15 protein-coding genes are annotated in these 12,207 nt (G+C 40.5%); 13 read left to right on the plus strand and 2 right to left on the minus strand.

Translation table 11 applies throughout. From position 1 onward, the window contains the following. Positions 1-11 precede the first annotated feature (11 nt). From J0654_RS10760 to J0654_RS10810, 11 genes are all read left to right on the plus strand, one after another. Positions 12-587 (plus strand): hypothetical protein, encoded by a 576-nt coding sequence (locus tag J0654_RS10760; RefSeq protein WP_207028789.1) that lies wholly within the window; start codon positions 12-14, stop codon positions 585-587. A 37-nt stretch (positions 588-624) separates the two neighbouring features. After that, positions 625-891, plus strand: coding sequence for a hypothetical protein (locus J0654_RS10765; protein ID WP_207028791.1), 267 nt, complete (start codon positions 625-627; stop codon positions 889-891). 11 nt (positions 892-902) lie between these two features. Continuing rightward, the gene (locus J0654_RS10770; protein WP_207028793.1) at positions 903-1,463 is read left to right on the plus strand and encodes a hypothetical protein; all 561 of its coding nucleotides are present in this window, start codon (positions 903-905) and stop codon (positions 1,461-1,463) included. A 164-nt stretch (positions 1,464-1,627) separates the two neighbouring features. After that, positions 1,628-3,097, plus strand: a complete 1,470-nt coding sequence (locus tag J0654_RS10775) for a lipopolysaccharide biosynthesis protein (RefSeq protein WP_207028802.1) — start codon at positions 1,628-1,630, stop codon at positions 3,095-3,097. Next, complete coding sequence (gene dut / locus J0654_RS10780) at positions 3,087-3,521, plus strand: dUTP diphosphatase (protein ID WP_207028804.1); 435 nt, start codon at positions 3,087-3,089, stop codon at positions 3,519-3,521. Before J0654_RS10775 ends, dut begins: the two co-directional genes overlap by 11 nt. Before the next feature lie 76 nt (positions 3,522-3,597). After that, on the plus strand, positions 3,598-3,909 hold the full coding sequence (locus tag J0654_RS10785; protein ID WP_237685958.1) for a GIY-YIG nuclease family protein: 312 nt from the start codon (positions 3,598-3,600) through the stop codon (positions 3,907-3,909). Between the two features lie 78 nt (positions 3,910-3,987). Further along, a complete protein-coding gene (locus J0654_RS10790; RefSeq protein WP_207028806.1) occupies positions 3,988-5,004 on the plus strand; it encodes a sugar phosphate nucleotidyltransferase in 1,017 nt (338 codons plus the stop codon). 44 nt (positions 5,005-5,048) lie between these two features. Continuing rightward, the gene (locus tag J0654_RS10795) at positions 5,049-5,966 is read left to right on the plus strand and encodes a tetratricopeptide repeat protein (RefSeq protein WP_207028808.1); all 918 of its coding nucleotides are present in this window, start codon (positions 5,049-5,051) and stop codon (positions 5,964-5,966) included. Beyond that, complete coding sequence (gene lolB1 / locus J0654_RS10800; protein WP_207028810.1) at positions 5,966-6,745, plus strand: lipoprotein insertase outer membrane protein LolB1; 780 nt, start codon at positions 5,966-5,968, stop codon at positions 6,743-6,745. Before J0654_RS10795 ends, lolB1 begins: the two co-directional genes overlap by 1 nt. A 1-nt stretch (position 6,746) precedes the next feature. After that, positions 6,747-7,973 carry a murein hydrolase activator EnvC family protein gene (locus J0654_RS10805; protein WP_207028812.1) on the plus strand — a complete coding sequence of 409 codons (1,227 nt, stop codon included), beginning with the start codon at positions 6,747-6,749 and terminating at the stop codon, positions 7,971-7,973. 5 nt (positions 7,974-7,978) lie between these two features. Beyond that, positions 7,979-8,815 carry an aldo/keto reductase gene (locus J0654_RS10810; protein ID WP_207028815.1) on the plus strand — a complete coding sequence of 279 codons (837 nt, stop codon included), beginning with the start codon at positions 7,979-7,981 and terminating at the stop codon, positions 8,813-8,815. Positions 8,816-8,817: 2 nt separating this feature from the next. On the opposite strand, the gene J0654_RS10815 is transcribed toward J0654_RS10810, so the two are convergent. Both J0654_RS10815 and J0654_RS10820 read right to left on the minus strand, forming a co-directional pair. After that, positions 8,818-9,330, minus strand: a complete 513-nt coding sequence (locus tag J0654_RS10815) for an acyl-CoA thioesterase (protein WP_207028818.1) — start codon at positions 9,328-9,330, stop codon at positions 8,818-8,820. A gap of 58 nt (positions 9,331-9,388) precedes the next feature. After that, positions 9,389-10,333, minus strand: a complete 945-nt coding sequence (locus J0654_RS10820) for an HU domain-containing protein (protein WP_207028820.1) — start codon at positions 10,331-10,333, stop codon at positions 9,389-9,391. Between the two features lie 105 nt (positions 10,334-10,438). Here J0654_RS10820 and dprA point away from each other — a divergent pair, with 105 nt between their 5' ends. Then, positions 10,439-11,545 (plus strand): DNA-processing protein DprA, encoded by a 1,107-nt coding sequence (gene dprA / locus J0654_RS10825; protein WP_207028829.1) that lies wholly within the window; start codon positions 10,439-10,441, stop codon positions 11,543-11,545. A gap of 298 nt (positions 11,546-11,843) precedes the next feature. Then, positions 11,844-12,146 (plus strand): GIY-YIG nuclease family protein, encoded by a 303-nt coding sequence (locus J0654_RS10830; protein ID WP_207028831.1) that lies wholly within the window; start codon positions 11,844-11,846, stop codon positions 12,144-12,146. Positions 12,147-12,207 lie beyond the last annotated feature (61 nt).

Here is a 12,207-nt window from a genome sequence, read left to right on the forward strand (position 1 = left end):
ATCTTTACCTTATGAAAACTCTGCAAATCCACTTGGCACTCCTTGTGATTAGTCTATACTTATTTATTGCTTGCAAAGTATTGCCCAAAGAAGAAACTTTGGCAAAAGAAACATATGGAATCATTAACACAATTCTTGATGATTATAAAAATCCCAACAAACCTTATGTTACAATAGAAGAAACAGTAGGACTGGCAATAGATGACTTCAACAGTCACATGAACGGCCAAAAAATATTGAAAGATGAGGGCTACAATCCTGAACAATGTGCGATGCGCTACATTGAAAGCAAAGTGAAATTAAACAAAACCACCTTTAGATTAAAAACGTGGGATAAATCAAAAATCACTTATAATGAAGTAAGTTATATTAGTCGTAAAGTACTTGGTAAAAACTTGTCCATGAAAGAAGCCAATGAACTTATGGGCAAGCAAATTTTTAGCTTCTCAAACCCGATTTTTGATAAAAATATGGTTAACGCAGTAATACTTTTAGACATAAGTAGGGAAGGTAAAAAACTCCATTTTCGACATAAGGAAAATGGAAAGTGGATATCGAATTGTGGATATTACATAAGCGTATATTAACAAAGAAGCAAATGCAAATAATTTGGGCCATAATGCAATGGCAGATCTATTTAGGAATCTGATAAAAAATGCCATTAAAGCCTATGGCGAAAGCAAAGGCTATGTGATTGATGATTTTGTGTATGAAGCATTGGCTTGGGGAGGCTTAACTGAAAAAGGGGATGGATTGGTCCATCCAAAATTCATAGAATATGTACCAAACGCAAAAACACGCTCACAAATTTTGAACATTTTGAATGCCGAGCGGTACAACCAATTGGGCTTTGGCAATGCAGTTCCAAAAGGACAACAGGCCTGTAATTAAAACCAATAAAAATGAGACTTATATTTTCCTTAATTGCAATAATTTTTTTGTGTTGCAAAGCACCAAAGAGCAATAAAACAATCGCCAATGAGGAATATGAAATTGTTAACAAGGTGCTAAATACAGTTCGTTCAAAACAATTCATACTCTATGATGAAATTTATAATTATAATGTAGATTTTGCTATTGTAGGAGTTTATAAAGGTTGGTACAATAAGCATCTGACCGGAAAGATAACACCAATGGCAAGTGAAGATATTGAGTGGATTTTAAACCAAGATGATATCGAATACATTTCCAATAAAATAAAATCAGATACCATAAAAACTAGATGGGATAGGAAACAAATAAAAAACCCAAATTTGATTTATGCCTCTGACCGTCCCGATTTGGTGGAATCAACAGATTTGCCCAGACCTCCAAGGGTGGAATTATCAAAACCTTATTTAAATGAGAATAGAACCAAAGCAATAATTATAAGAATAATTGGAGGGAACGGATATTTAATGTTGGCTAAGAAAGTTGGTGATGATTGGGAGCTCTGCGGTGAAATTGAATATATGTTTTCATAAAACAAGTATTTTATTCCCTTTTATTGCAAAATCAGTGAAGTACAAAGAAAAGGCCACCGATACGGTGGCCTTTTTGTTTTTCTTAGGACAATAAGGTTTAGGTACTAATGGCTTTTGCGTAACTTGTAGCCACCTAATCAAGGTTTTTAAAGAAGCAACACCTATTGAACCCGCTAAAGAGGCTTTTTAAACAAACGTTTATCTACGGTTTGGCCACGGTAATGCCGAGGGTCATTTCTTTCTTCTTATTGCCGTTGTATACCTCGGTATTCGTGAATGCTTCGGGGTATGGACAGTATACCAATATATACGCTTGGATTGCGATTTTTAATGTGTTTTTGGCTTATGGTATGGAAACAGCTTTTTTTAGATTCTACCATAAAAGCGGGGACAAGGCCAAGGTAATTTCCACATCACTGATATCCTTATTGGGTTCCTCTTTATTATTTTTGATTCTTGCACTTTCCCTTAGGGAGTGGTTGTCTGGAGTAACCAACATTAACCCGGATTACCTTAAGTTCACTACCTATATTTTGGTCTTGGATGCCGTAGTAATCATTCCGTTTGCACTGCTCAGGGCCAATGAGAAGCCGATGCGGTATGCCGTGCTAAAGACGATTAATGTGGCTATAAACTTGGCGTTCAATGTATTTTTTCTTCTTGTACTGCCCAAGATGGCCCAAGATGGCGATACGGGTTTTCTTGTGTCTCTGTACAAGCCCAATTGGGAAATACATTATGTTTTGATATCTAATGTTATTGCTAGTGGAGTAACATTGCTGATTTTACTTCCAACCTACATTAAGGCCTCCTACAAATTCGATTTAGATACCTGGAAACAGATGCTGAAATACGCAGGACCGATTCTTATTGCCGGAGTCGCTTTTACCATCAATGAGGTATTGGATAAGATTCTGCTCACCGAGTTACTTCCGTCCGATATCGCTGAGAGCGAAGTAGGGAAATATGGCGCATGCTATAAACTGGCCTTGTTCATGACATTGTTCGGAACCGCGTTCCGTATGGGAGTGGAACCTTTTTTCTTTAGTCATGCCAAAAGTGAAAAGCCCCAGAAAACATACGCACAGATTACCAATTACTTTGTAATTCTTGGTAGCATTATCTTATTGGGCGTTATTGTATTTATAGATGTTTTGGGCAAGTTACTATTGCACAATCCTGTGTATTGGGAAGCTCTTGATGTGGTTCCCATTATACTTTTGGCAAGTTTTTGTTTGGGTATTTACCACAACCTGTCCGTCTGGTACAAGGTAACGGACCGAACCAAGTTTGGAGCCTATATTTCGTCGGTAGGAGCCATTATCACACTGGTCATAAACATAAGCCTGATCCCAAAGATTGGATATATGGCATCGGCATTGGCCACCTTGGTGGCCTACGGCAGTATGATGTTGTTGTCCTATCACTATGGGAAAAAGTATTATCCGGTCCCCTACAATATGAGAAAGATCGTGTTCTATCTATCCGTATCGCTCCTGTTTTCAGCACTGTCCTTCTACGCTTTTAATAGAAATTTAATAGCAGGCAGCATACTACTTTTAGTATTTTTGGGGTTAGTGTACAAAATGGAAGGAGATAAACTAAAAAGCATATTTATAAAGCGTGAAGATTAAGATCATCAACAAATCAGGCCATAAACTACCGCATTACGAAACCCTTGCCTCGGCCGGGATGGATTTAAGGGCGGATTTGGAAGCACCCATTACATTAAAGCCTTTGGAAAGAGCAATTGTCCCCACCGGCCTATTTATGGAACTTCCCGCAGGTTATGAGGCACAGGTAAGACCGCGAAGTGGATTAGCGGCCAAAAAGGGGATTACGGTGCTCAATGCACCTGGCACCATCGATGCTGATTACCGTGGAAATGTCGGGATAATTCTCGTTAATCTTTCCAATGAGGATTTTACCATAGAAAATGGTGAGCGCATCGCCCAAATGGTGATAGCGAAGCACGAGCGTGCCGAATGGGAAGAAGTGGAAACCCTATCGGATACGGATAGAGGAGAAGGCGGATTTGGAAGTACGGGGACAAAATAACATATTCCTGCAAAGGCAGGAATCTATTAGAGAATTAAACCCTTAGGAAGAAGCGTACATTAATGGTATTGAAATTATGAAGCTTTGGAATGTGTACATAATGAGTAACAAACCAAACGGGGTACTTTATATTGGAGTTACTGACAATCTTGACGAAAGGGTGAAAGAACATAAATTAAAAGTATTTCCACAATCGTTTAGCGCTAAATATAATTGTGACAAATTGGTCTATTTTGAGAATTTTGAAAATGGAGCGAAGGCTGTTAAACGAGAAAAACAAATGAAAAAATGGAAAAGAGAGTGGAAAGTCAAATTAATAGAAGATTTTAACCCCAATTGGATTGATATAAGTCTTAATTGGAAATTGAACTATAATAATTTAAGATAAACCTTGTTGAGTAAAGGAGGTAAAAAAACAAAGTTTAACGCAAAAAAAGAGACACCTGCCTGTGCAGGTGTGTGATGTATGAAAATAATAGTACCAATGGCGGGCAGAGGATCCCGTTTAAGACCCCACACATTAACAGTTCCAAAACCATTGATACCTGTTGCGGGGAAGCCAATCGTACACAGATTGGTAAGCGATATCGCCAAAGTGTTGGGAGAACCTATTGACGAAGTTGCTTTTATTCTCGGAGACCCGGCTTTTTTTGGGGATGATGTAGTGGGAAGTTTAATGGAACTGGCCGATGAACTGGGAGCCAAAGGATCTATTTACAGACAGGACAAACCACTTGGTACAGGGCACGCGATTATGAGTGCGAAAGAGTCCTTGAGTGGGCCAGCAGTTATCGCTTACGCCGACACCCTGATACGTGCCGACTTTGATTTGGACAAATCGGCAGACAGCGTTATTTGGGTGAAGCAAGTGGAGCGCCCAGAAGCCTACGGAGTAGTTCAGTTGAATGGTGACAGTGAAATCGTTGAGTTGGTCGAAAAGCCACAGGAGTATGTTTCAGATTTGGCCGTAATCGGTATTTATTATTTTAAGGACGTAGGAGTGCTCAAAAATGAGCTGCAGCACGTACTGGATAACGATATCAAGCATGGTGGTGAATACCAAATCAATGATGGTATTAAACGCATGATGCAAAAGGGCATGAAATTTGTTCCAGGTAAAGTGGATGAATGGATGGACTGTGGCAATAAGAATGTGACCGTGGAGACCAATCAGCGTATGTTGAGCTTTTTGGATAAAGAAGGGGAACAAATGATCGCCGAATCGGTTAAACAAGAAAACGCCAACATTGTTGAACCCTGCTTTATAGGTGAAAATGTAGTGCTCAAGAACACCACGGTAGGACCTTATGTTTCCGTTGGGGCCAATACTGTTTTAGAGAACTCAACGGTAAAAAACAGTCTTATCCAGAGTAACAGTAAAATAAGCAATGCCAATTTGGACAATGCAATGATCGGCAACCACGTGGTTTATAATGGTAATTTTGAGACCATTAGTATTGGAGATTATTCCGTTTTGGAATAACTTTAAAGTAGATTTTTAGTTTGATGGGGACTTAGGACGTTAATATGAAAAAGAAACTTCTTGTTTGGATGGTTTTAGGAGCATCAATGGTGATGCATTACGATACCTATGCCCAAGAAGAACTGGAAAGTGCCGATGTCTACCTCGAAGAATATACCGATGAGTTTCAAGAAAACTTCTTTGAAGCACTAAAGCAAAAAGGTATCCAGAACTACGACAGGGCCGTCGATCTCTTCTTGAAATGCAAGCAATTGGAACCCAACAATAGTGTGGTGGACTACGAACTGGCCAAAGCCTATATGTTGGACAAGAAATATGTACAGGCACAGGACTATGCAATTGAAGCTCTGTTGTCGGAGCCTGAGGACTATTGGTATTTGGACAATCTATTGACCATTTTGGACAAGCAAGGAAGTCCAATAGAAAGTATTAAACCACGAATACCTTACGACAACAAGAAACTGCAGCAGAATATGGCCGTTTCTCTTTTTAAAATGAAAAAGTACGGGGAGGCCTCAAAAGTGCTGGATGATTTGGAGAACTCACAATTGAAATCGGAGTTGAGCAGAAAAATAAAGGACTCCCTTCAAAAAGATAAGGAACCGGAAACAACTCCAATTGTTCAAAAGGAAGAAAGTTCGGATGACCCTGTGGCCCGATTAAAAGACCAAATGGAGCAATTAATCGTCGCGTCCGATTTTAAAAAGTTGTTGAACGATTCCCAAGAAGCCTTGGATTCCTATCCCTTACAACCGTATTTTTATTATGCTTTTGGTACGGCGTTGAACAATACAGGAAACCCAAATAAAGGGATTGAGGTTTTGGAAAGCGGCCTTGACTATCTGTTGGATGACGAAGGGTTGAAGAATAAAATCTACAAGCAACTTTCCGAGGGGTATACCAAAATTGGAAATACCCAAAAAGCAAACGAATATTTGAATAAGATCAATTCAGGATTATAATGAACCTACATATAAACATATCCAAAATTGCAGCGACTCTGGTGTTACTTTTCACCCTTGGGGCTTGTAAAAGCACCAAGTCCATTACGGGAGGAGAGGTCAATTCAAGATTGTCTGCAAAGAACATCATAAACGCGCATTATTCCAATCAGCCCCAATTTAAAACCTTGAGAGGGCGGGTTAAGATTGATTATGCCAACGGCGACGATTCACAAGGGGTAAACGTAAGTCTACGCATGGAAAAGGATAAGGTGATTTGGATGAGCGCGCCATTGGGCGTGGTCAAAGCCCATATTACACCGAACAAGGTATCTTTCTACAACAAACTTCAAAATGAATATTTTGATGGCGACTTTAGTTATTTGAGCGACTTGCTTGGAACCGAACTGGACTTTGAAAAAGTACAGAATCTTCTCTTGGGGAATGCCGTATTGGATTTAAGAAAAGAAAAATTCAATTCGGAAGTGTATAATGGCAATTATCAATTAAAGCCAAGAAAAGCCAGAGAGCTCTTCAAGATTTTGTTTCAATTGGAACCCAAAAACTTTAAGATAGCAGCTCAGGAAATCTCCCAACCTGAAAACGCTAGACAACTAATGGCAAAATATACCTATCAGAATATTTCTGGAAATATACTTCCTGATGAGGTAAAGATCACTGCCGAGGAGGCAGGGGATTTAACCACGATAGATCTAAGTTTTCGTAACGTGGAACTCAACAAACCCATGAATTTCCCCTATAAAGTGCCTAAGGGATATGATAAAATTACATTAAAGTAATATGAAAGGTAAAACTTCATATTGTATTTATTATCTGATATTTACACTATTCACCTTAGTAGGAGCCTATGCCCAAACAAGTGAGCAAAAGGTGCTCGAGGCCAAAAGGGAGCGGCTCCAGGAAGAAATCAAGGAAATCAACAGATTGCTGTTCGCCGAACGTAAGGAAAAGGGAACCGTTTTGGACCAAATGGAGGCTTTGGACAATAAAATAAATGTTCGCCAAGAATTGATTCGTGTCACCAATCAACAGTCCAATTTGCTCAACAGACAAATCAATGTCAACATCAGAAACATAAGTAAGCTTCGGGAAGATTTAAAAATCCTGAAGGAGGATTACGCGGAACTGATTCAAAAAACCTATCAGAACAAATCCCAAAGTAACCGGCTGATGTTTTTACTTTCTGCCGAAAACTTCTATCAGGCTTATAAAAGGTTGCAGTATATGCAGCAATATGCAAAGCATCGTAAAAAGCAGGGAGAAGGGATTGTCCAAAAAACAGAAGAGCTCAAGACCCTGAACCAGGATTTGGTCCGACAGCGTAAGGAAAAGGAGCAACTGATCGCTGAAAATCAAAAGGCCAAAGCAGAACTTTCCAAAGAAATCGAATCACAAAGAAGCCTTTTAACGAGCATAAAACAAAATGAAGCCAAATACACAGCTGCCATCGCCGAAAAGCAGAAAGAGGCCCGTAAGATTGATCGTGAGATAGAAAGAATGATCAAAAGTGCCATTGCAAGTTCCAATCGGAGTTCGGGTAATTCTTCCAGCAGTGCAACCTTTGCCCTTACACCCGAAGCCAAATTGCTTGCAGACAATTTCTCATCGAACAAAGGAAGATTGATTTGGCCAGTGGAAAAGGGAATAAAAAGTCAGGGATACGGAGTTTACGCCGATAAATTGTACCCTGGCATAAAGCACCGAAACAATGGGGTAACCATTACCACCGACGCGGGCAGCAAGGCAAGAGCTATCTTTGAAGGTGAAGTAATCGCCATACTTTCTGTTCCCGGCGGAAACAAAGGAGTGCAAATAAAACACGGAAACTACATAAGTACATACTATAACCTTTCCGATCTTTACGTAAAAAAAGGGGATAAAGTGGCGGCCAAAGAAATATTGGGAGAAATAAATACCAATCGGTTGGATGGCACTACCAAATTGAAGTTCTATCTTTATAAGGACTCCAATCGCCTGAACCCTGAAGATTGGATCTATCAACTTTAATTACCATGAAGAAAATTACCGATTTACAAGGCTCCTTTGAATTGTACAATGGGGTCCAGATGCCCTATTTTGGATTGGGAGTTTACCTTTCCAAGGATGGAAGTGAAGTAATCGACGCCGTAAAAGAAGCATTGAACCATGGCTATAGACATATTGATACTGCTTCCGTTTATGATAACGAAGAGGGTGTTGGCCAAGGAATTCGCGAAAGCAATGTGGATAGGAAAGATATGTTCTTAGTGAGCAAGGTTTGGAACACGGACCAAGGCTACGATAGCACCCTAAAAGCATTTGATGCCAGTTTGGAGCGCTTGGGTACCGATTACCTTGATTTATATTTGGTGCATTGGCCCAAAGGCGAAATTTCGAAGGAAACTTGGAAAGCCCTTGAAAAATTGTACAAGGAAAAAAGAGTCCGAGCCATTGGGGTGAGCAATTTTTTACAGCATCACTTGGAAGATTTGCTGACCTCTGCAGACATTGTGCCCATGGTAAACCAAATGGAGTTCCACCCGTATTTGGTACAACAGGATCTAATTGATTTCTGCAACTCCAAGGGCATTCAATATGAGGCATGGTCCCCATTGATGCAGGGGAATATTTTTGACCTTGATATCATGAAGGATCTAGCCTCCAAATACAACAAGACCATTGCTCAGATCGTGTTGCGATGGGACCTTCAAAAAGGCGTGGTCACTATTCCAAAATCATCCAAAAAAGAACGCATTATCGCCAATTCCGATCTATTCGATTTTGAACTATCGGAAGATGATGTGCAATTGTTGGACGGATTGGACAGAGGTAAACGTTTTGGCCCCGACCCAGATAATTTTGATTTCTAAACTTAAGAGGTAAAGAGCGCCTTGAGTTCCGTGGCATCTGCTGGTTTCATTTTACCCGCAAGCACCAAACTCAACTGCTTTCTCCGGAGAGCAGCTGCATAACGTTCTTTCTCCAGGTCGGTTTCAGGCTCCAATGGCGGTACTTCGGTGGGTTTTCCGGTATCATCAACCGCAACAAAAGTATAAATGGCCTCATTGGCCTTGGTACGTTCACCTGTAAAACGATCCTCGATCCAAACATCCAGAAATATCTCCATAGAAGTTTTAAAAGCCCTGGAAACAGATGCTTCAACCGTTACCACACTACCCAGCGGAACAGCTCGGTTAAAAGCTACGTGGTTCACCGAAGCTGTAACTGTAATCCTTCGGCTGTGCCTGCGGGCCGAGATACTGGCAGCTCGGTCCATTCGGGCCAAGAGTTCCCCGCCAAAAAGATTGTTGAGAGGATTGGTTTCACTTGGCAGTACCAAATCGGTCATTACCGTGCGGGATTCATTAGGAGTTTTAGTGCGCATACCTTAAAATTTTGCGCAAAGATATTGAAGTGTGGAATGGTATTAAAGGAAAGCGGGATTATTTCTCGGAAAGCATCCAAGCATCTCTGGAATCCTCGGCCTTCACCTTTCTTAAAAAGACAAGCGCCTCTTTTGGATCTTCAAAGCTATCATAGGCCACTTGATGGAGCCCATACTTGTTCACACCCAAGTAAAAAGCGTTGTATCCCTTTTCTTTGAGTTGGTTGACTTTCTTGTCTGCATTCTGCTCTTCGCGGAAGGCCCCAGCAATAATATGGTGCTTGCCCAATTGCTTTTTGGTCACTTTGATATTGATAGCGGGAAGTTCCAATGGAGCACTTTCAAAGAAAGTAGCTTCTTGGATCAAACGGGATACTTTTTGTTGTGCATCTTGTTGTGCGGCCACTTCTTTTTGTTGAAGGTCACCATAGGTGCGATAAGAGGTTGCGCCCAACGAAACTGCCAATAAAATTACGGCAGCATACTTTAACCAAGGTCTAAAGGAAGTTTGCTCCCTTTTTTCAGGGGTTATGATGAATGGAATACGTTCTTCCAATTCCTCGACCTCCTCTTTAATGACTTCTCGCTGAATAGGAGTGGCAGCAAATGTGGATAGCCCAAAGGAAGAGGTCAAAAAGTTGATTTTTTCCTCTGGCTGGAACTGAATGCTTTGTTCATTGTTATGCCACAATTTACCAATGCCAAAAAGCTCAATGCTTTCTCCTTGAGCAAGTCGATGATTCCAATCTTGCGCGATATGCTCCACTTCCTGAAGTATATCTTCATACCCTAAATTCTTTTCTTTGGAAATATGGGACACCAACAAACCATCATTTTTGGAAAGTTGTGCATTAAAGGAAATGGTTTTGCTTGGTGGCACCAAGGTATTGGTCGCCAAATCTATTTCTGCGGATTTACCGTGTGCCAAAAAGGCACCAAAACCTGGTATCACGACACAGTTGTAATCAAACAACAATTTTTCTATGTACGAATCGATCCGCATAGCCACAAATATTGTAAAAAAAGAGAAAGCACAAAATATGCTGGATAACTTTTTATTAACATTTGAAAATCTGTATTTTGTGAACAACTTTGACGCCCAAATCAAATGACTGAACCTGAAATTATTGCGGCCCTACGGTTGCAAAATATTCCCAATATCGGGGATGTTACGGCAAAAAAATTAATTGCCCACTGCGGAAGTCCATCGGCCATTTTCGAGGATAAACCACACCACCTTTTAAAAATTGACGGTATTGGAAAGATGACCTTGAAGGGTCTTTTTGATACCATCCATTTGGAAGAAGCCCTAAAGGAGCTCGAGTTTCTGTCCAAGGAAGATATCACCATCTCTTATTTTATGGAGGATGATTACCCTGCACGCTTGAAGCATTGTGTGGATAGTCCCATTTTGTTGTTTCAACGGGGAAACATCGACTTAAAGCATCAAAAAACCATCAGCGTGGTCGGGACTAGGAACGTGACCAACTATGGAACTTCGTTTTGCCGACAATTTATTGAGGAATTGGCGCCGTTAAATCCCATTATTGTAAGTGGTTTGGCCTATGGAGTGGATATTGCTGTTCAAAAAGCGGCGATGGAGCACGGATTGCAGACCATTGCCTGTATGGCGCACGGACTCAATCAGATTTATCCGAAGGTTCACTCAAAATACCAATCCAAGATTGAGGGAAACGGAGGTTTTATGACGGAATTTTGGAGCAGTAGTCGGCCCAACCGTGAGAACTTTCTAAAACGTAACCGTATCATAGCTGGTATAAGCGAAGCCACCATTGTAATTGAGTCCGCCGAAAAAGGGGGCAGTTTGGTCACGGCAGATATTGCACATGGATACCATCGCGAAGTGTTTGCTGTTCCAGGTAGAGCAACCGATAAGTGGAGCAAGGGCTGTAATGACCTCATAAAATATCAAAAGGCACATTTATTGACCTCTGCGGCCGAACTGATTTACCTTTTGGGATGGGAAATTGAGGAGGAAAGGAAAGAAAAAACAGTACAGAAACAGCTGTTTGTCGAGTTGGATGAAACAGAACAGTCAATCTACTCCTACTTGCAGTTGAACGGAAAACAGTTACTGGACACCGTGGCCTTGGAGTGCAATCTGCCCATTTTTAAAGTTTCTTCCACTTTGTTGGACATGGAAATGAAGGGCGTGATCCGACCATTGCCCGGTAAAATGTTTGAGGCGGTGTAGTTGTTGTCATACTGAGCGAAGCGAAGTAGCTCAAAACAGAACAGTCACTCTGTTTTTGGGTGTAGTTCAACGAGAAGTTGTCACTAGAAATCTAGGATTTGGAGGGTTTTATGTCAAAAAATTGGGTTTTCTGTTCAGAAGACAGAAGGCTTTGTCATACTGAGCAGAGCGAAGTATCTCAGTGGAGCATTGATGAGATTCTTCGGCTCCGCAGCACTACACCTCAGAATGACAAGTACAGTTAGTATTTGTGTCATACTGAGTGATGCGAAGTATCCTGAACAAACACAAATGATTGATGAATAAATATTATGTATACATTTTAACCAACAAGAACAAAACTGTTTTATATACCGGGGTTACCAATAATTTATCTCGAAGATTGGTTCAACATATCGAAAACATAAGAAAAGCGAGAAAGACATTTACTGCGAAATATAAGTGCAAGCATTTGCTCTATTATGAGGAATATGATTGGATTCAAGAGGCAATTGCTCGAGAAAAGGAAATAAAAGGATGGGTTAGGACCAAAAAACTAAGTTTGATTAAGTCAGTTAACCCCAATCTGGATTTTTTAGAAGAAGGTTTTCTATTCAAATGACTTTGTCATACTGAGCAAAGCGAAGTATCTCGAACAAAAGATAAAATCAGTAAGAGATTCT

The organism is Flagellimonas profundi (assembly GCF_017313275.1).
Classification (GTDB): domain Bacteria; phylum Bacteroidota; class Bacteroidia; order Flavobacteriales; family Flavobacteriaceae; genus Flagellimonas; species Flagellimonas profundi.

Bases quoted from the DNA above. Each gene is read 5' to 3' on its own strand.
- J0654_RS10770 (WP_207028793.1), top strand. From the start codon at position 903: ATGAGACTTATATTTTCCTTAATTGCAATAATTTTTTTGTGTTGCAAA.
- J0654_RS10765 (WP_207028791.1), top strand. From the start codon at position 625: ATGGCAGATCTATTTAGGAATCTGATAAAAAATGCCATTAAAGCCTAT.
- J0654_RS10820 (WP_207028820.1), bottom strand. From the start codon at position 10,333: ATGCGGATCGATTCGTACATAGAAAAATTGTTGTTTGATTACAACTGT.
- J0654_RS10815 (WP_207028818.1), bottom strand. From the start codon at position 9,330: ATGCGCACTAAAACTCCTAATGAATCCCGCACGGTAATGACCGATTTG.
- J0654_RS10760 (WP_207028789.1), top strand. From the start codon at position 12: ATGAAAACTCTGCAAATCCACTTGGCACTCCTTGTGATTAGTCTATAC.
- J0654_RS10810 (WP_207028815.1), top strand. From the start codon at position 7,979: ATGAAGAAAATTACCGATTTACAAGGCTCCTTTGAATTGTACAATGGG.
- J0654_RS10805 (WP_207028812.1), top strand. From the start codon at position 6,747: ATGAAAGGTAAAACTTCATATTGTATTTATTATCTGATATTTACACTA.
- dprA (WP_207028829.1), top strand. From the start codon at position 10,439: ATGACTGAACCTGAAATTATTGCGGCCCTACGGTTGCAAAATATTCCC.
- J0654_RS10785 (WP_237685958.1), top strand. From the start codon at position 3,598: ATGAAGCTTTGGAATGTGTACATAATGAGTAACAAACCAAACGGGGTA.
- J0654_RS10830 (WP_207028831.1), top strand. From the start codon at position 11,844: ATGAATAAATATTATGTATACATTTTAACCAACAAGAACAAAACTGTT.
- lolB1 (WP_207028810.1), top strand. From the start codon at position 5,966: ATGAACCTACATATAAACATATCCAAAATTGCAGCGACTCTGGTGTTA.
- J0654_RS10795 (WP_207028808.1), top strand. From the start codon at position 5,049: ATGAAAAAGAAACTTCTTGTTTGGATGGTTTTAGGAGCATCAATGGTG.
- J0654_RS10790 (WP_207028806.1), top strand. From the start codon at position 3,988: ATGAAAATAATAGTACCAATGGCGGGCAGAGGATCCCGTTTAAGACCC.